This window comes from Desulfacinum infernum DSM 9756 (genome assembly GCF_900129305.1).
GTDB lineage: Bacteria > Desulfobacterota > Syntrophobacteria > Syntrophobacterales > DSM-9756 > Desulfacinum > Desulfacinum infernum.
This window is the reverse complement of the sequence record NZ_FQVB01000009.1, coordinates 137,013-154,688: the sequence shown is the minus strand read 5'-3', so window position 1 is coordinate 154,688 and position 17,676 is coordinate 137,013. Positions and strand designations below refer to the sequence as shown.

Genomic DNA, 17,676 nt, shown 5'->3' with positions numbered 1-17,676 from the left:
GGCTCTTCGCTGTTTTGTGTGGAAACCGCAAAAAAACTGATGCGAAAGCGTTAGCTTCGGCGGCCCCCTTTCCAAAGACGCTAGCATGGGCGGAGGTGATGTCAAGACCAAGCCCTTCGGGTGCTATCGCAGTCTTGACATCACCTCCTTGCCCATGCTGTGTGGAAAGTAGGCCGACGGCGAGAGGATGGCCTCCTCCAGCCTCCGGCTCAAGGATGTTAGCGGTGTTCGGCCATGCGGGCTCGACGATCACATCTGTTGACACAAGGCGCAAGAGGTGTTTTCCCGGATGAAAACTGAAGAGCTCTTCCAGGTTGCTTTGTCGCTCACCCCACCTTGGTATGTTCATAAGATTACCTTTGATCCCGAGCGGCAGGTTCTCGACATCGAGCTGAACTTCGAGCCGGGAGCCCAGTTCCCTTGTCCGGTGTGCGGCTCAGAAGGTTGCAAGGTCTACGACAGCTCGCAAAAAACCTGGAGACACCTCAACTTCTTCCAACACGAATGTTACCTGCATGCGCGCCTTCCCAGGGTCCGATGTGGCCACTGCGGCGTTAAGACCCTCAATGTGCCTTGGGCCAGACCTGGAAGCGGTTTTACCCTTCTATTTGAAGCTTTCATCTTGCAGCTCGCAAAAGAGATGCCCGTCAATGCCGTGGCCCGACTGATCGGAGAACACGATACCCGCATCTGGCGGGTGATCGATCACTATGTGCAAGAGGCCAGAACCAGAGAGGATTTCTCGAAAGTCCGAAAGGTCGGCATCGACGAGACTTCGTCCAAGCGGGGCCACAATTACATTACGGTCTTTGTCGATCTCGACAGACGAAAGGTGATCTTCGTCGCACCGGGCAAAGACTCCCAAACCGTCAAAGCCTTTCGTGATGACCTCAGGGCCCACGGAGGCAAGACGGAAAACATCGTTGAAGTCTGCTGTGACATGTCTTCGGCCTACATAAGCGGCGTGTCCGAAACCTTCCCCGATGCTGAGCTGACCTTCGATAAATTCCATGTGGTCAAGATCCTCAACGATGCCGTCGACCAAGTCCGGCGTCAGGAGCAGAAGGAACGGCCGGAGTTGAAAGGAAGTCGTTTCCTCTGGTTGAAGAATGAGATCCACCTCACCCCCAAGCAGAAAGAGTTGCGAGAAGCGTTGAGCATGAAAAGGCTTCACCTGAAAACGGCTCGTGCCTACCGCATCAAGTTGGCTTTCCAGCAGTTCTATGAACAGCCCCTCGAACACGCAGAAGAGTACCTTAAGCGCTGGTTTTTCTGGGCAACCCACAGCCGCTTAGAGCCGATTATCAAGGCAGCCTACACGATCAAGAATCATTGGCAGGGAATCTTGCGATGGTTCCGTTCTCGAGTCACCAATGGCATTCTCGAGGCCATCAACGGCCTGATCCAAGCGGCGAAGAGAAAGGCCCGTGGGTACCGCAACAGCCAGAATCTCATCACGATGGTCTACCTCATTGCCGGGAAGTTAGATTTGGCTATCCATTTGAAGTAGCGAAGAGGCAAAAAAGAGCCCATCGGCATGGAAGACCGACCCCCGGGGGCCCAGGGTCACCCCCACCACCTTCGGGCCCAGTTCGGCCAGTTTCCGGCACGCCCCTTCGGGATCCGATCCTCCCACGAGAGACCGGGCGAAGGTTTCGGACGTGATGAAATGATCGCTTTTCCGGGCCAGATCCAACATGCCGTCCCGGAGGCTTCCCGCGTCCACCACCACCGGAACGGACGCCCGGCGGGCCGCTTCCGCCGCCCGGAGGGCCGCATCCATGAAAAGGCCGTCCGTAAGGAGCGCCCGGGCCGCCCGCACCTCGTCCAGCGGAACTTCAAACGACCGCAACGCCTCTCCCGTGGGCCGCTGCCAGAAGATGGTGCGCCGCCCCGTGCCGGCTTCCGCCACGATGAAGGCGAACTGGGACGTCTTCCCCTTGCGGACCAGCACATGGCGGGTGTCCACACCCTCCCGGCGAAGCGACGCCAGGATCTCCTCCCCGAAGGCGTCGCCCCCCACCACGCCGCACAGGGCCGTCCGCAGGCCCCATCGGGCCAAAGCAACCAGGGCGGTGGCCGTGGGCCCTCCGCCCTGGATGGTCAGATCCCGAAACTCGCACTTCACGTCCGGTGGAGGGTAGGCATCGATCCGGCCCAAATAGTCCAGGGCGCATTGCCCCACCCCGATCACGTCCCAGCGTTTTCCCTCCATGGGCGACATTCCTTACACCTGAATTGGAGGATTCTTTCTCATGGACAGGTCCTGAAGGGCGGGCATAAAGCCCGCCCCTACAAAAAGGCACGGACCCATTGGGCAGGGGCGGACGGCGTCTCAGTGTAGGATCTGGCTCAGGAAGAGCTTGGTGCGTTCGTGCTGCGGGTTGTTGAAGAATTCTTCCGGGGTGTTTTCCTCCACCACCTGGCCGCCGTCCATGAAGAGCACCCGGTGCGCCACGCTCCGGGCGAATCCCATCTCGTGGGTCACCACGATCATGGTCATTCCCTCCTGGGCCAGCTCGATCATGACGTCCAGGACCTCCTTGATCATCTCGGGGTCCAGGGCCGAGGTGGGTTCGTCGAAAAGCATCACCTTGGGCGACATGCACAGGCTCCGGGCGATGGCCACCCGCTGCTGCTGACCGCCGGAAAGCTGCCCCGGATACTTGTGGGCCTGTTCGGCGATGTGCACCTTCTCCAGGTAGTACATGGCCGTCTCTTCCGCTTCCTTGCGCGGCACCTTCCGAACCCAGATGGGCCCCAGGGTGAGGTTGTCCAAAACGGTCAGGTGGGGAAAGAGGTTGAAGTGCTGGAACACCATGCCCACCTCGGAGCGGATCTTTTCGATGTTCTTGATGTTGTTGGTCAGTTCGATGCCGTCCACGATGATCCGCCCTCTCTGGTGTTCCTCCAGTCGGTTGATGCACCGGATGAGGGTGGACTTGCCCGAGCCCGACGGGCCGCAAATGACGATCCGCTCCTGCTTGTTCACCTTCAGGTTGATTCCCTTGAGCACGTGGAATTCACCGAACCACTTGTGCAGGTCGATGATCTCCACCATCACTTCGGAATCGGGTCTGGGACGGCTTTCGGCTTTTTCGGTCATGGATCCCTGTTCCTCTCGTTGGATGTCACCACAGAGACGCAGAGGCCGCAGAGACTCTTTCTTTTATCCTCGCCGCTGAGAAAGGCGGCGAGGATCAAGGCCGGCCCTTCGGGATGTTCCCGTGCCGTTCCCCCGAAGGGGGCGGATCGCGTGCCGGGGCGGCGTCTCAGCGCCCCGGCACGCGTCCTCCCAAAGCCTTCTCCTCTGCGCTCTCTGTGTCTCTGCGGTGCAATTCTTCTCAACTCCTCCCGCGCCGTCGGTTTCCCGCGGCGACCTCCCCCGTCGGCCGCATCCTAATGATTGTCCGTGGACAGTTCCATTTCCAGCTTGCGGCTGTAGTGGGACATGGAAAAACAACCCAGGAAATAGAGAATGGCCAAGAAGATATAGACCTCCCGGCTGAACCCCATCCATTCGGGATTGGAGAGCACCGTCTGGGAAGTCTTCAGCACGTCGTAGAGCGCAATGATCACCACCAGGGACGTGTCCTTGAAGGCGGAAATGAGAATGCTCACCGTGGGCGGAATAACGATCTTCAAGGCCTGCGGCAGGATCACCAGCCGCATGGTGAGGTAGTAGTTGAGCCCCAGGGATTCGGCCGCTTCGTACTGGCCCCGGGGGATGGCCTGGAGGCCGCCGCGCACCACCTCGGCGATGTAGGCCGCCGTGAAGAGAATGATGGCCACCTGAGCCCGCAGGATCTTGTTGATGGTGATCCCCTCGGGGAGAAAGAGCGGGAAGATGATGGAGCCCATGAAGAGAAGACTGATGAGGGGAACGCCCCGGATCATCTCGATGTAGACCACGCACAGCACCTTGACGGCAGGCATCTTGGACTGCCGCCCGAGAGCCAGAATGACCCCCAAGGGATAGGCCGCCGTGAGGCCGAAGACGGACAGGAGGAGCGTCAAAGGCAGGCCGCCCCACTTGGTGCTTTCCACGGCGGGAAGCCCCGGCACGCCGCCCGCCATGAGGACCCCCATGGAGGCCAGGCCCACGACCCAGGCGTAGCCCAGCCATTTGGACCAGTTCTTGCGATCCCGGGAATAGAAGAGCAGCCCCAGCAGCAACACCACCGCCGTCATGGGTCGCCATTGCTGGTCGTAGGGATAGAAACCGAAAAGGATGAAGCGGATGTTCTGAGTGATGACCGACCAGCAGGCGCCGGCGCCGTCCCGGCAGACCTGGGACGGAGTGAACCAGGACGCGTCCAGAAAGGCCCAGCGCACAAAGGGCGGCAGGACCGTCCACAGGAAATAGAGGGTCGCCAGCGTCAGCAGGGAATTGAGCGGCGTATTGAAGAGATTCTGACGCAGCCAGCCCACCACGCCAATGGACGTAACCGGCGGCTTGACCACCTCCGCATGTTCCGACATGAAAACCCTCTCCTCGCTCAAAGCGCGATCAACGCTCCACCAATTTAACTTTCTTGTTGTACCAGTTCATGAAGGCGGACGTGGACAGGCTGAAGAAAAGATAGACCACCATGATGAGCGCCACGCCTTCGATGGACTGCCCCGTCTGGTTGATGGTGGTGTTGGCCACGGAAACGAAGTCCGGATACCCGATGGCCACGGCCAGGGAGCTGTTCTTGGTCAGGTTGAGCATCTGGCTGGTGAGTGGAGGAATGATGACCCGGAGCGCCTGGGGAAGGATGACCAACCGGAGCACCTGGGCCGGCCGAAGCCCCAACGACATGGCCGCCTCCCGCTGCCCCTTGCTCACCGACTGGATCCCGGCCCGGACCACCTCCGCCACGAAGGCCGCCGTGTAGAGAATGAGGCCCAGCAGGAGCGCCATGAATTCGGGACTCAAGGTGGTCCCGCCCCGGAAGTTGAAGCCCCGAAGCTCGGGAACGTTCAGGGAAAACGGCGATCCCAGGGCCATCCACACCGCCAGCGGGAGGCCCACCAAAAGCCCCAGGGACACGCGGAAGACCGGAAAGGTCTTTCCGGTTTCGTCCTGGCGCTTGCGGGCCCAGCGCCGCAGGCCCCACACCAGGAAGCATGCCGCCACAAAGGCCAAAAAGACGTAGCGGTATGCCGGATGGAATTCCGGGACCGGCATGATGAGCCCCCGGTTGCACAAGAAGACGCCGTGCATGGGGTTCAAGGCCTGTCGGGGACTGGGCAGGGTTTCATAGAAGATGGCGTACCAGAAAAAGAGCTGTATCAGGACGGGAATGTCCTGCATGAATTCGATGTAGGCGGCGGCCAACCGGGAAATGAGCCAGTTGCTGGAAAGGCGGGCGATGCCGATGAAGGTTCCCAGGATGACGGTGATGACGATGCCGATGAAGGAGACCTTGACGGTGTTGAGGGCGCCCACCACGAGGGCCCGTGCGTAGGTGTTGGAGGCGTCGTAGGCAATGAGGGACTCGCCGATCTCGAAGGCCGCCTCCTTGCCCAGAAAGTCGAATCCGGTAGCGATCTTCTGGCGCTGCAGGTTGGCCACGGTGTTGGAAATGAGGTACCAGGCGATGAGTCCCACGACGCCCAGCACGAGAATCTGAAAGAGAACGGCGCGCTTTTTCGGGTCGAGCCAGAACGGCTCGGGCTTTTCATGAAGCGCGGCGGCATCGGTTCGGGATGTGTTCAAGGCCATTCTATCCTCTCAAGTTCCCAAATCCGTCTCCGGGATCTTGGCACGACGAGGGATATGGATGCTCTTTCAGGATCCCGGGAGCCAACGGGCGAACGGGTGAACCGGGCGGGGAAGAACATAGGGCAGCGTGAGAGGGCACGGCACCCGGGATCAAGGGACAAAAAAAGTGCCCCACGGAGGGGGCACTGTCAACCGATAATCCCATATCAACGGAAGGGGGCCGCGTACATGAGGCCTCCCTGGGTCCACAGGGCGTTCAGGCCGCGCTCCATGGCCAGCGGAGTGTTGGGACCCACGTTGCGTTCAAAGATCTCTCCGTAGTTGCCCACCTGCTTGATGATGTTGTAGGCCCATTTCTCGTCCAGCCCGAGGGCCGCGCCCATGCCCGGGGTCACGCCCAGAAACCGCTGGATTTCCGGATCGTTGCTCTTGAGCATCTCGTCCACGTTCTGGGACGTGATGCCGAACTCTTCCGCCTGGATCAGGGCCATGACCGTCCAGTTGACGATGTCGTACCACTGGTCGTCGCCGTGCCGGACCACCGGAGCCAGGGGTTCCTTGGAGATCACTTCCGGCAGGATCACGTATTCATTGGGATCCGGGGCCACGGCGCGATGGCCGGCAAGCTGAGACACATCGGAAGTGAGCACGTCGCAGCGGCCGGCGAAGAAGGCCTTGTTGAGCTCCGCGGCCTGCTCGATCACCACGGGCTTCCACTGCATGTTGTTCTTGCGGAAAAAGTCGGCCGCATTGAGCTCGGTGGTGGTGCCGGGAAGGACGCACACCGTGGCGCCGTCCAGTTCCTTGGCGCTCTTGACACCCAGCTTTTTGGGCACCATGAAGCCCTGCCCGTCGTAAAAATTCACATGGACGAAGTTAAGCCCGTTGGTGGTTTCCCGGGTGAGGGTCTGGGTGGTGTTTCGACACAACACGTCGATTTCCTTGGACTGAAGGGCAGGCAGGCGCTGAACGGCCGTCAGGGGAACGAACTTGATCTTATTGGCATCTCCGAAAACAGCCGCGGCGATGGCCCGGGCCGTGTCCACGTCCAGGCCCTTCCACACGCCCTTTTCGTCGGGCATGCTGAAACCGAACACGCTGCCGTTGACCCCCGCGATGAGGTATCCGCGGGCCTTCACCTCATCGAGCGTGCCGGCGTTTGCGGGCAAAGCCAAAGCCAGAACGGCCAAAAGGACGACAAAGATACGGATCCTTTTCATGGGTTTTCCCTCCTTGTTGGTGCCTGTTAGCGGACGCGGCTCCATATTCCTGACAGCCGTCACACGAAAGCGATTCTCGCCTACCACCTCCCTTCAGGCCTGGGTCTTCCAAAGTTTGCTAAACATCTTGTGGAATTACGAAACAGGATGCGCAATCATACGGATTTCCTAGGATTTGATCAAGCCGAAAAACCCCTCACGGATCGCGGACCACGGACCACGAACACCGGTTCCTCGGGGACAACGCACGGCCTCTATGCTATAGGAAAGGGGCGAGTCGGGAAGACCGAAAACGAACACATCCACGCGATTGTATGGAGGTTGGACACACCATGGGACGTATCCTTATGGACGGAAACGAGGCGGTGGTCCGGGGAGCCTTGTACGCCGGATGCCGCTTCTTTGCAGGGTATCCCATCACCCCGGCCAGCTCCATCCTGTCGGGCATGCTGGAAGCGCTGCCTCCGACGGGAGGCATCGTGATGCAGGGGGAAGACGAAATCGCCTCCATCGGGTACTGCCTGGGGGCTTCCATGGCCGGCCTGAAGGCCATGACGGCCACTTCCGGCCCCGGCATCAGTCTCTACAGCGAAAACATTTCCTTTGCCATCGGAAGTGAAATCCCGCTGGTGATCGTGAACGTCATGCGCCAGGGGCCGTCCACCGGGGCGGCCACCCGGGGCGCCGACGGGGACGTGCACTTCATGCGCTGGGGCAATTCCGGGGGGCTTCCCGTGATCGTGCTGGCCCCCACCTGCGCCGCCGACTGCTTTTCCCTCACGGCCCATGCCTTCAATCTGGCGGAACGGTTCCGCTGTCCCGTTTTCGTGGCCAGCAACAAGGAAATCGGCATGACCCGGGAGACGGTGGATCTGGACGCGTTGGAGCGGCCTCCGGCGATCGGGAGGACGATTCACCGGGAGGGGGACTACCTTCCCTTCGCGGCCCAAGGTCCCGACGGGGTGCCGGCCTTTCTTCCCATCGGCGGCGACGTCCCGGTGCGCCAGACCTCCTCCATGCACGGCCCGGACGGCTACATCACCACCGACCCCCAGGTCATGCAGACTCTGGTGGAGCGCCTCAAGAACAAGGTGGAAGCCCACGCGGACGAATTCAGCTTCCATGAGCTGGACGTGCAGGAGGGAGCCCGAACCCTCATCGTGTCCTACGGCGTGACGGCCCGGGCGGCCCGGGCTGCCGTGGCGCGTCTTCGGGATCGAGGCACCCGGGTTTCTCTGCTGGTGCTCAAGACCCTCTGGCCGGTGCCGGAGAGAGTGATCCGGGAGGCGGCTGAGGAGGCGGACCGGGTGTTGGTGGTGGAGATGAACCTGGGCCAGGTGGTCCACGAAGTCCGAAGGGTGGTCTGCACCAAGCGGGTGGACTTTTTCGGCCTCATGTGCGGAAGACTCATTCGCCCCAGCGAGATCGTCCAGGAGGTGTGCCGTGACTAGCCTGCTCAACCCTTCCCGACCGCCGGTCTTCTGCCCGGGCTGTTCCCACGAAAGAAGCCTGCACGTTCTGGACAAGGCCTTCCAGGATCTCGAGCTTCGCCCCGAAGACGTGGTGATCGTCAGTGACATCGGCTGTTCGGGCCTTTTCGACGTCTTTTTCCACACCCACGCCTTCCATGGCCTGCACGGAAGGGCCCTCACCTATGCGGCCGGCATCAAGATGGCCCGGCCCCACCTCAAGGTGGTGGTCACCATGGGCGACGGAGGTCTGGGGATCGGGGGCGCCCACCTGCTGGCCGCCTGCCGCCGGAACGTGGACCTGACGCTTCTGGTGCTCAACAACTTCAACTTCGGCATGACCGGCGGCCAGTTTTCCTGCACCACCCCGCCTTCCGCCCGGGTGGGATCGGGCTTTCTCAACGAGCTGGAACACCCCATGGACGTGTGCCGTGTGGCGGCCGCGGCGGGAGCCCCCTTCGTGGTGCGTCGCTCCGTTTTCGACCCGGATCTCCGGCAGAAGCTGGTGGAAGCTCTGGAGTACCCGGGCTTTTCCATCGTGGACGTCTGGGGCGGCTGCCCGGGCCGTTACATGAAGAAAAACCCGCTCCCCCCCAAAGAGCTGGAAGGCCTGGTGGAGGCCGCGGGCCGTTGGGACGGCGTCGTGCAGGAAAATGCCCGAGAAGAATACCGAAGCGCCTACGCCCTCAAAATGGGAAACGCCACACCTGCCCCGATTCCCCAGGGAACGGAACCGTCCTTTGAAGCCGCCCTTTCGGAACCGTTCGGCGTGGTGCTCCTGGGAGCCGCCGGGGAGCGGGTCATCTCGGCCGGAAACCTCCTGGCCGAAGCGGCCCTGCGGGGAGGGCTTCATGTGACTCAGAAAAACGACTACAACATCACCGTCATGCGCGGGCCTTCCATCACGGAGGTGCTTCTGTCCCCTCAGCCCATCGTTTTTCCCGGCATCGAGGATCCGGCCGTGATCGTCGCCCTGGCTTCGGACGGCGTGGCCCGGCGAAAAGATCTGTTTGCGGCGGCGGAGGAACGGACTCTGGTCATCCGGGCGGCCGACGTGGACATTCCGTCCTGCAGAGCCCGCTGCCTGGACGTGGACTTCAAGGCGGCGGGGATCGGAAAGAAAGACCGGGCCCTGGCGTCCCTGGTCCTCATCGCCCGAACAGCGGGGATCTTTTCCGTGGATCAAATCCTGCAAGCCCTAAGGCAAACGGCCCCGGAAAAGCTGCATCCGGCCATGGAAGAGGTGCTCCACAAAGCCGCCGCCCTTGCGGAGACTTGCCGGGGATAGGATGATTTGCAACCGGATGGGACGATTTTCTGTCATCGACCCTTAGAGTAGGGGCGGGGTTTATCGCCGCCCGCTCATGGCGTGGCGGTAGAAAAACCCGATGGAAAAATCGCTCCGGTAGGTTCCACTCAGTCTCGGGGAAAATCGGATACCGCGGGATGCTCACGTAGGGGCGGTTCGCGAACCGCCCCTGCGGCAGACGCGAATCGGCAACCATCGCCCCGGAAACGGAGCGCCCTCCAGCTCTGGGCGCGGAGAATATAGCTCTCGGTTCTCGGATGGAATCATGACAACCAAAACGATCCGAACACTCCTTTTCGCCCACGCGATTTTCCTCCTGATCGGTCTTCCGGCGGCTTCGGCTCCTGCCCTGACCCTGGAGGAGGCCGTGCGGGAAGGACTGGAAGTCCATCCGGCGGTCACGGCCGCCCGCCGGGAGTTGGAGGCGGCGGAAGCCCAATGGCGGTCCACGCTTTCGCCCTATCTGCCGTCCCTGGATCTTGCAGCCTCCGCCGACGAGGTCCATACGGACGGGGAGAGCGACCACGTGGAGCGCTCCTCCCTTTCCATGTCCTACACGCTCTTTGACGGGGGACGCAGGCGAACCGAAAGGGACGTGGCCGCAACACGCTTGGACCAGGCCCGGTTGGATCTGCAAAGAATCCGGCTGGACGTGGCCCGGGACATCTCCCTGGCCTTTGTCCGGGCGCTGGCCGGAAAAAGAATCCTGGAAGAGCGCATCCTGCAGGTCCGGGACGCCACGACGGACCTGGAGGTGGCCCAAGGCCGCCACCGGCTGGGGGTGGCCCTGAAGTCGGACGTGCTTCAAGCCTCCGTTCGGCTGGAAGAGGCCCGATTCGAGAAGGTCCGGGCCGAGGGAAATTGGACCAAAGCCGCCGCCGAGCTCTGGTCCTTGCTGGGCCGGCCCCTGACGGGCGAGGCGGAACTCGCAGGCTCGCTGGAACCGCTTCCTCCCCTGGAGGACCGGGACCATTTCCTGGCCCTGTCCGAAAAGAGACCGGTGGTCCTGAGTGCCGATCAGGACGTGAGGGCGGCGGAATCCCGAAAGAAGGGGACCGCAGCGCCCTTTCTTCCCACCCTGAGCGCGGAGGCTTCCTACGCCGCCACCGAGGGAAGCGGCACCTACGACAACGTGGACGATCAACGCCAGGTGGGACTGACCGCCACGTGGAACCTTTTTCGCCTGGACAAGTTCTACGACCGACGGGCGGCATCCTACCAGGTCCACGCCGCCCGGGCCCAACGGGCCGACATCCTGCGCCGGGTCCGCCTGGAATGCCACAACCGGTACGAAGACGTGGTGACGGCGGCACGCAGCGTGGCGGCGGCACGAGAGGCCCTCCGGCAGTCGCTTCACAACTACCGCCAGGCATTGGGGGAATACCGCGTGGGAAAGGGCGGCATCCTGGCCCTGGTGCAGGCGGAAAGCGCTCTGGCCTCCGCCCGGATCCGACGGATCGAATCGCTGCAAAACTATTGGACCGCCCGGATCGAGCTGGAACGAGCCGCCGGATCCGAGCGGATCGTGGGTTTGCCTATCACCGCACGCCATAGCGGGCGGGGATAAACCCCGCCCCTACCCAAAGGGGTCATCCGCTTTCGTAGAGGCGTGCTTTACGCCCGGCCGTCGGAACCGCTCCGAGAGAAGGAATCGTCGGATTTAGGCCCATGCGTGGAGAGACACGGTGAAACGACTTTTCATCCTGGTTCTGCTGGCTTGTGTGGCCTTGGGGGGAACCCTGGCCTATCGCAAGTGGAAGGCTCCCAAGGGGTTCGAAATCCTGGAGACGGCCAAGGCCGAGAAGGCTTCCATCCGGGATGTGCTGGTGGCCACGGGCATGATCAAGCCCCAGGTGGGCGCCCAGATCAAGATCGGGGCGCGGGCCACGGGCACGATCGTGGAGATGCGGGTCCGGGTGGGCGATAGGGTCCGCAAGGGGGATCTCATCGCCGTAATCGATGACCGGGAGATCCAAAAGGCCCTGGTAACGGACCGGGCCGCCTTGGAAGCCGCCCGGAAGACCCTGGAAGAGGTGGAACGCACCTACCCGGAGAGGATCCGGGAGGCGGAAGCCCGCCGGCGCCTGGCCCGGATCACGTGGGAAAGGGAGACCGCTCTCATCCGGGAAGACTACACCACCCGGGAAGCCGTGGACCGAGCCCGGTCGGAACTGGACGCCGCGGAGGCGGTGCTCCAGCGCCTTCGCGACGAATTCGAAACCCAGAAGGCCATCGCCCTCGCCCGGATCCAGGAAGCCGAGGCCCGCCTGAAGCAGGACGAAATCCGGTGGAGCTACACCCGGATCACCGCCCCCATCGACGGGGTGGTCATGGAGGTGACGGGACAGGAAGGCGAAACGGTGGTCACCGGCCTTCAGGTGGCCAACCTGGTCACGGTCATGGATCCCACCCGGCTGGAAATGCAGATCTACGTGGACGAAACGGATGTGGGCCGCGTCGTGCCGGGCCAATCCGTGGAATACTCCGTGGACACCTACCCCGAACACACCTTTTTCGGAACCGTCGAAAAAATCTACCCCCAGCCGGTGGTGCGCGAAAACATCGTGTATTACCTGGCCATTGTGAAGATCCCCGAAAAGGACGCGCTCCAGCTTCGCCCCGAGATGACCACCTACTGCCGCGTGGTGCTGACCCAAAAGGACGACGTGCTGAGCGTGCCCAATTCGGCCGTGAAATTCGAGGCCGGCAAGCAGGTGGTCTATGTGGTGGAGGAGGCGGGCGCCGTGGCCAAGAAGGAGGTTCAACTGGGGATCCGGGGCGAAGACCGAACGGAGATCCTCTCCGGGCTTCGGGAAGGCCAGGTGGTGGCCACCAAGTTCGTGCCGCCGGCCAAGGGCCCGCGGGGAAGCTGAATCGGGGAGCTTGCCCGGCAACGGCTCTCCGACACGAAAGCCCGGGGCATTGCCGCTCTTTTCATAGCCGCGGGGCTTCCGCCCCGCGGAGAAGGGTCATCGTAACCCCATGAAGTCCCAAAGCCGTATGCGATGGCCTATCCAACGTCCGGGGGTTCTTCCGCAGCCCTGAAGGGCTGCGCTACGGGAAAAGCGATCATCCGCCGCCTTTAATTAGTCGCACGATGCTGCGTTGGACGAACGGAAAGGTGAGGCCATGAGCCTCTGCGTGCTGGAAAAGGTGAGCAGGACCTACACCACGGGCGACATGGTGGTCTGGGCCCTGCGTCAAGTGGATCTCACCATCGAGCCGGGGGAGTTCGTGGCCGTCATGGGGCCTTCCGGATCCGGCAAGACGACCCTCATGAACATCCTGGGCTGCCTGGACGTTCCGTCTTCCGGCCGGTACCTGCTGGCCGGCAAGGACGTGACGGCCATGGACGACGATGAACTTTCCCGCATGCGAAGCGAACACATCGGGTTCATCTTCCAGAGCTTCCATCTGCTTCCCTACGCCACGGCCCTGGAAAACGTGCTGCTTCCCACCCTGTACCTGGACCGGCCCCCGGACGGGAGGAAGAAACGAGCCCTGGAGCTTCTGAGCCTGGTGGGATTGGAGGATCGGGCGAACTTTCGGCCGAGCCAGCTTTCCGGAGGTCAGCAGCAGCGGGTGGCCATCGCCCGGGCCCTCATGAACGATCCGGAGCTGGTCCTGGCCGACGAACCCACGGGAGCCCTGGACACCGCCACGGCCGCCGGGATCATGCGTCTCCTTTCTTCGCTCAACGAACGGGGAAAGACCATCGTGGTGGTGACCCACGACCCGGAAGTGGCGGCCTATGCCCGGCGGGTGATCCGCATGCGGGACGGCGTGCCCACGGAGGAAAGCGTCCGTCGCGATCCCCGGCCCCTTAACGCCGGAGCCCCCGTGACGCCATGAGACGTTTTTTCTTTGCCATCCTCCAGGCCCTGCAGGCGGTCCGGGCGTTCAAGCTCCGCGCCGCTTTCTGCATCTCCAGCGTGGCCCTGGGCATCAGCGCCATCACCGTGATCGTGGCGGCCACCGAAGGCGCCTACCGAAAGGCCTACGAGATGGTGGACCGGTTCGGCCCCGACGCCATGCTGGTCCTGGGCGGAAGCGAAGAAGCCCGTGCCATCGGCCGCCGGGACAAGACCATCACCGTGGGGGACGTGGAGGCGCTTCGACAGGCCTTTCCCACGGCCTACCTGCTGGTGCCCATGAGTTCCGTGCGAGAAGTTAACGTCTCCTACGGCAACCGCCGGCACCAGACCCGGGTGACGGGCACCACCGAAGGCTACAGCCGGAGCTGGTCTTGGCCCGTGGTGGACGGCCGCGACCTGACGGAAGCCGACGTGAAGGGCGCCCGCAACGTGGCCCTCATCGGCGCCCAGGTGGTGCGGGAGATCTTCCCCGACACCGATCCCATCGGAAAGTTCCTTTTCGTTCGCAACCTGGCCGTGCGTGTGGTGGGGGTTTTGGAAGAGCGGGGAACCACCGGGGCCGGCCACAATCTGGACGACCGCATCGTCATGCCCATCACCACGGTCATGAAGAAGCTCATGAATGAAAAAACGTACGTGAACGCAGTGCGCATCCGCTTCATGGACGTGCGGAACATGGCCCGACATCGGGAGGAGGTCCGGGCCTTCCTGCGGGACCGCCATCAGCTCAAGCCGGGCCAGCCCGATGACTTCCGCCTGCTTTCCTCGGAGGAGATCATCCGGTTTCTGGTGGCCCTCACGGGATCCCTGGTGATCTTCATCGGAATCACGGGCGTCATGAGTCTGGTGGTGGCCGGATTCGTCCTGGCCAACCTCTTTCTCCTGTCGGTCAACGAAAGGATTCCCGAAATCGGCATCCGGAGGGCCGTGGGAGCCCGGCGGCGCGACATTCTCTTCCAGTTCCTCTTCGAGGCCACCGCGCTCACCCTGGCGGGCGGCGTCCTGGGATTCGGGCTGGGAGTGGCGGCGGGGCCCCTGCTCAAGTTCGTGGCGGACTTTCCCATCTATTTTTCCTGGAAGGCCTTTGCGGTGGGACTGGCACTCTCGTCGCTGGTGGGCCTGATCTTCGGGCTGCAGCCGGCCCGACGCGCCGCCGCCATCCACCCCATCCAGGCCATCCGCAACGGATAGCGGCAAAGAACACCCCCAACGGGCCCAAACGATGGGAGGTTTTCCGATGCAACCCAGAGACGCGAGGAACCCATGGGCATCTTCGGCCCGCAGGGCGCATGCCGGGGCGGCGTCTCAGCGCCCCGGCATGCATCCTCCTCCCGAGCCTTCCCTCTGCGTGCTCTGCGCCTCTGCGGTGAAAAAACAATGAAACCGGTGGTCCCATGAACCTGATGCGCATCCTCCTGAATCTTCGCATCGCCCAGCGATCCCTGGCCACCTTCAAACTTCGAACGGCGCTGGCCATTCTGGGCGTCTTCCTGGGAACCTTCTCGCTGGTGGTGGTTTCCGGTCTCACCCGTTCCATGGCCCTGAAGACCCGACAGGAAGTGGCCGCGCTGGGGGAAAACCTCCTCATCGTCCAGAGCGGCATCGTCCGAACCTTCGGAAACCGCGCGCGGCTCATGAACCAGGCCACCACGCTGACTCTGGAAGACGCCGAAGCCATTGGGGGATCCATCCCCTCGGTGATCGATGTCTCCCCTTCCTCGGGAAAGACTTTTCCGGTGCGATTCGGACCCGTTATCCTGAACGACGTGATGGTCACCGGGGCCGCGCCCAACTACCCGCAGGTGCGGAACTTTTTCCCGGAGCAGGGGCGTTTTCTGTCGCCGGAGGATGAAAAGAATCTTCGCCGGGTGGCGGTCCTGGGCCGGAAGATCGCCGACAAGCTCTTTCCCCAAGGGGATCCGCTGGGAAAGACCGTGCTCATCCGGCGGGTTCCGTGCCGGGTGGTGGGGGTGATGGAACCCAAAGGCTCCGACGTCTCCGGATTCGATCAGGACAACCAGATCTTCGTCCCCTTGTCCACCTTCCTCAAACGCTTCGTGAACCAGACCTATGTCTCCACCGTCTATGTGAAGGTGGTGCGGGAAGAGGCGTTGAGTGCCGCCAAGGAAGCCATGGAGGACCTGCTGCGGACCCGCCACAAAATCGAGCCGGGCGAACGGGACGATTTCACCGTGGTGGATCTCCGGGACGTGATGTCGCTCAAGAGCCAGGCCATGGGCATGATCGCCCTGTTGGGACGCATCGCCGCGGCCGTCTCCTTCGGCATCGGCGGGCTGGGAATCCTTTCCATCATGATCCTCATGGTGAACGAGCGCCGGATGGAAATCGGTCTTCGCCGGGCCGTGGGATCCCGGCGCCGGGATATCGTGACCCAGTTTCTGTTGGAATCTTCCGTGATCGCCCTGGCCGGAGGGATCCTGGGGGCGATCTTCGGCCTGGGGGCCAGCCTTGCCATTTTCCATCTCCTGGGCTACCCCCTGGTGGCCTCGTGGCCCGGCTTCGCCCTGGGCTTCACGGCGTCCGTCACCGTGGGGATCCTGGCGGGCATCTACCCGTCCCGGCGGGCCCTGGCCATCCAGCCCGTGGACGTGATGCGAACGTAGGGCGGAACTGGGAGCCACGGAATCCGGCGCACCGCCGCCATGTCATCCTTTACGGACCGACGGCGGCTCTGCTAAAAGGCCCCCGCCGGGCCCAAAGCCCCGGCAAGGTTCGCCCGGGCGCTGCGCCCACACCTCATGGTCCCAATCGCGGGAGGAACCGCTCATTTCATGAAACGATGGCTCGTTTGGATCATCTTGGCCGCCCTGGTGGCGGCAGGAATCCTTTTCATCTTGGGAGAACACCCCGCCCGGGAATGGGAAAGCCGGGGAATCTCCTTTTTTCAGCGTTTTCTGGACGCGAAGGAGACGGCCCGCAAGGCCCTGGGACGCTTTCTGCCTCGCTCCCGGTCGGACCACCAGCCGGAGTCCCCCACCTCCGGCCAGGACAATGGCCCATCGGTCAGCGTCTGGGAGGAACCGATCACGGGCATGCACTTCGTCCGCATTCCCGCCGGGTGCTTTCGCATGGGCAGCGACGCGGGAGAAACCGGCCGGGATCGGGACGAAGGGCCCATGCACGAGGTTTGCCTGGACGGGTTCTGGATGAGCCAATACGAGGTCACACGGGGTCAGTTCCGCACCTTCGTGGAAAAGACGGGCTATGTGACCGATGCGGAGCGGGAAGGCTTTTCCTGGGTCTATGACGGCAAGTGGAAAAAGAAGCCGGGATATTCCTGGCGCCGGCCGGGATTCGCCCAAGACGACGACCATCCGGTGGTGCACGTCTCCCTGAACGACGCCCTGGCCATGGCCCGGTGGCTTTCGGAGCAGTCGCCGGGGACCTTCGCCGTTCCCACGGAAGCCCAGTGGGAATACGCCTGCCGCGCCGGCACGGTAACCGCCCGGTTCTGGGGGGAAGACCCCGAGGACGCCTGCGCCTTTGCCAACGTGGCCGACGAAACGGCCCGAAAGCAATTCCCCGTCTGGGAAACGCACCCATGCTCGGACGGCTTCGTCTTCACCGCCCCGGTGGGATCCTTCCGGCCCAACGGCTTCGCCCTCTACGACATGCTGGGAAACGTGTGGGAATGGTGTGCCGACGTGTACGACCCCGACGGGTACAGGAACCATGCCGAGAAGAACCCCGTGGTGGAAAAGGGCGGCACGGCGCGGGTAGTGCGGGGCGGCAGCTGGTACAGCCGGCCCCGGTACGTGCGTTCGGCCAGTCGCGACCAACTGAGCCTCCCGGGCCGCAGGAGTCAGGACCAGGGATTCCGCCTCATCCGCCGCTGACGCCCCTCCATGCCCGAAACCCGGCTCGCTCCCCGGCCGAGCCCATCGCGGCTTTCGCCGCTCCCACACACCCGGCATTTCCATTTGCGTCTATTCGCGTTTATTCGCGGTTCTCTTTCGCATCGCCCCCCATCACAGACGGCCCGTGACAACCAATGCGGGACTGCGCCGTGCAGCAGGGAACGGTATCCCTTCTGGTCGTCGGTGCCGCCGTCCAGGTCGTCCACCGCAACCCC

14 protein-coding genes are annotated in these 17,676 nt (G+C 62.9%); 9 read left to right on the top strand and 5 right to left on the bottom strand.

Annotated features, from left to right (window positions below; translation table 11 throughout):
* Positions 1-289 precede the first annotated feature (289 nt).
* Positions 290-1,510 (top strand): ISL3 family transposase, encoded by a 1,221-nt coding sequence (locus BUB04_RS05940; RefSeq protein ID WP_073037867.1) that lies wholly within the window; start codon positions 290-292, stop codon positions 1,508-1,510.
* Here BUB04_RS05940 and BUB04_RS05935 read toward each other — a convergent pair.
* The 5 genes from BUB04_RS05935 to BUB04_RS05915 all read right to left on the bottom strand — a co-directional run bounded on the left by BUB04_RS05935 (position 1,484) and on the right by BUB04_RS05915 (position 6,930).
* Entirely contained in the window at positions 1,484-2,215 is a 732-nt protein-coding gene (locus BUB04_RS05935) for a PfkB family carbohydrate kinase (protein WP_073037865.1), read from the bottom strand. The genes BUB04_RS05940 and BUB04_RS05935 overlap by 27 nt on opposite strands.
* Before the next feature lie 120 nt (positions 2,216-2,335).
* Complete coding sequence (locus tag BUB04_RS05930; RefSeq protein ID WP_073037863.1) at positions 2,336-3,106, bottom strand: amino acid ABC transporter ATP-binding protein; 771 nt, start codon at positions 3,104-3,106, stop codon at positions 2,336-2,338.
* A 293-nt stretch (positions 3,107-3,399) separates the two neighbouring features.
* Positions 3,400-4,482 carry an amino acid ABC transporter permease gene (locus BUB04_RS05925; RefSeq protein ID WP_073037861.1) on the bottom strand — a complete coding sequence of 361 codons (1,083 nt, stop codon included), beginning with the start codon at positions 4,480-4,482 and terminating at the stop codon, positions 3,400-3,402.
* Between the two features lie 28 nt (positions 4,483-4,510).
* Positions 4,511-5,704 carry an amino acid ABC transporter permease gene (locus BUB04_RS05920; RefSeq protein WP_218588378.1) on the bottom strand — a complete coding sequence of 398 codons (1,194 nt, stop codon included), beginning with the start codon at positions 5,702-5,704 and terminating at the stop codon, positions 4,511-4,513.
* Positions 5,705-5,916: 212 nt separating this feature from the next.
* Positions 5,917-6,930: an amino acid ABC transporter substrate-binding protein gene (locus tag BUB04_RS05915; protein ID WP_073037857.1), complete on the bottom strand. Its 1,014-nt coding sequence runs from the start codon at positions 6,928-6,930 to the stop codon at positions 5,917-5,919.
* Between the two features lie 332 nt (positions 6,931-7,262).
* Between BUB04_RS05915 and BUB04_RS05910 the strand changes: the two genes are divergently transcribed.
* The 8 genes from BUB04_RS05910 (at position 7,263) to BUB04_RS05875 (ending at position 17,440) form a co-directional block, all read left to right on the top strand.
* Positions 7,263-8,381: a transketolase C-terminal domain-containing protein gene (locus BUB04_RS05910; RefSeq protein ID WP_073037855.1), complete on the top strand. Its 1,119-nt coding sequence runs from the start codon at positions 7,263-7,265 to the stop codon at positions 8,379-8,381.
* A complete protein-coding gene (locus tag BUB04_RS05905; protein ID WP_073037854.1) occupies positions 8,374-9,687 on the top strand; it encodes a thiamine pyrophosphate-dependent enzyme in 1,314 nt (437 codons plus the stop codon). The genes BUB04_RS05910 and BUB04_RS05905 overlap by 8 nt, the downstream gene beginning before the upstream one ends.
* A gap of 286 nt (positions 9,688-9,973) precedes the next feature.
* Positions 9,974-11,275: a TolC family protein gene (locus BUB04_RS05900; RefSeq protein WP_073037852.1), complete on the top strand. Its 1,302-nt coding sequence runs from the start codon at positions 9,974-9,976 to the stop codon at positions 11,273-11,275.
* Positions 11,276-11,393: 118 nt separating this feature from the next.
* Positions 11,394-12,581, top strand: coding sequence for an efflux RND transporter periplasmic adaptor subunit (locus BUB04_RS05895; protein WP_073037850.1), 1,188 nt, complete (start codon positions 11,394-11,396; stop codon positions 12,579-12,581).
* 256 nt (positions 12,582-12,837) lie between these two features.
* The gene (locus BUB04_RS05890) at positions 12,838-13,560 is read left to right on the top strand and encodes an ABC transporter ATP-binding protein (RefSeq protein ID WP_073037849.1); all 723 of its coding nucleotides are present in this window, start codon (positions 12,838-12,840) and stop codon (positions 13,558-13,560) included.
* Entirely contained in the window at positions 13,557-14,774 is a 1,218-nt protein-coding gene (locus BUB04_RS05885) for an ABC transporter permease (protein ID WP_073037847.1), read from the top strand. The genes BUB04_RS05890 and BUB04_RS05885 overlap by 4 nt, the downstream gene beginning before the upstream one ends.
* 203 nt (positions 14,775-14,977) lie before the next feature.
* Positions 14,978-16,207, top strand: coding sequence for an ABC transporter permease (locus BUB04_RS05880; protein WP_084076234.1), 1,230 nt, complete (start codon positions 14,978-14,980; stop codon positions 16,205-16,207).
* A gap of 168 nt (positions 16,208-16,375) precedes the next feature.
* A complete protein-coding gene (locus BUB04_RS05875) occupies positions 16,376-17,440 on the top strand; it encodes a formylglycine-generating enzyme family protein (RefSeq protein WP_178371920.1) in 1,065 nt (354 codons plus the stop codon).
* The last annotated feature ends 236 nt before the right edge of the window (positions 17,441-17,676 follow it).

What these genes read in the sequence shown, in the direction of transcription:
- BUB04_RS05940 (WP_073037867.1), top strand. Translation starts at nt 290, where the DNA reads ATGAAAACTGAAGAGCTCTTCCAGGTTGCTTTGTCGCTCACCCCACCT.
- BUB04_RS05935 (WP_073037865.1), bottom strand. Translation starts at nt 2,215, where the DNA reads ATGGAGGGAAAACGCTGGGACGTGATCGGGGTGGGGCAATGCGCCCTG.
- BUB04_RS05930 (WP_073037863.1), bottom strand. Translation starts at nt 3,106, where the DNA reads ATGACCGAAAAAGCCGAAAGCCGTCCCAGACCCGATTCCGAAGTGATG.
- BUB04_RS05925 (WP_073037861.1), bottom strand. Translation starts at nt 4,482, where the DNA reads ATGTCGGAACATGCGGAGGTGGTCAAGCCGCCGGTTACGTCCATTGGC.
- BUB04_RS05915 (WP_073037857.1), bottom strand. Translation starts at nt 6,930, where the DNA reads ATGAAAAGGATCCGTATCTTTGTCGTCCTTTTGGCCGTTCTGGCTTTG.
- BUB04_RS05910 (WP_073037855.1), top strand. Translation starts at nt 7,263, where the DNA reads ATGGGACGTATCCTTATGGACGGAAACGAGGCGGTGGTCCGGGGAGCC.
- BUB04_RS05900 (WP_073037852.1), top strand. Translation starts at nt 9,974, where the DNA reads ATGACAACCAAAACGATCCGAACACTCCTTTTCGCCCACGCGATTTTC.
- BUB04_RS05890 (WP_073037849.1), top strand. Translation starts at nt 12,838, where the DNA reads ATGAGCCTCTGCGTGCTGGAAAAGGTGAGCAGGACCTACACCACGGGC.
- BUB04_RS05885 (WP_073037847.1), top strand. Translation starts at nt 13,557, where the DNA reads ATGAGACGTTTTTTCTTTGCCATCCTCCAGGCCCTGCAGGCGGTCCGG.
- BUB04_RS05880 (WP_084076234.1), top strand. Translation starts at nt 14,978, where the DNA reads ATGAACCTGATGCGCATCCTCCTGAATCTTCGCATCGCCCAGCGATCC.
- BUB04_RS05875 (WP_178371920.1), top strand. Translation starts at nt 16,376, where the DNA reads ATGAAACGATGGCTCGTTTGGATCATCTTGGCCGCCCTGGTGGCGGCA.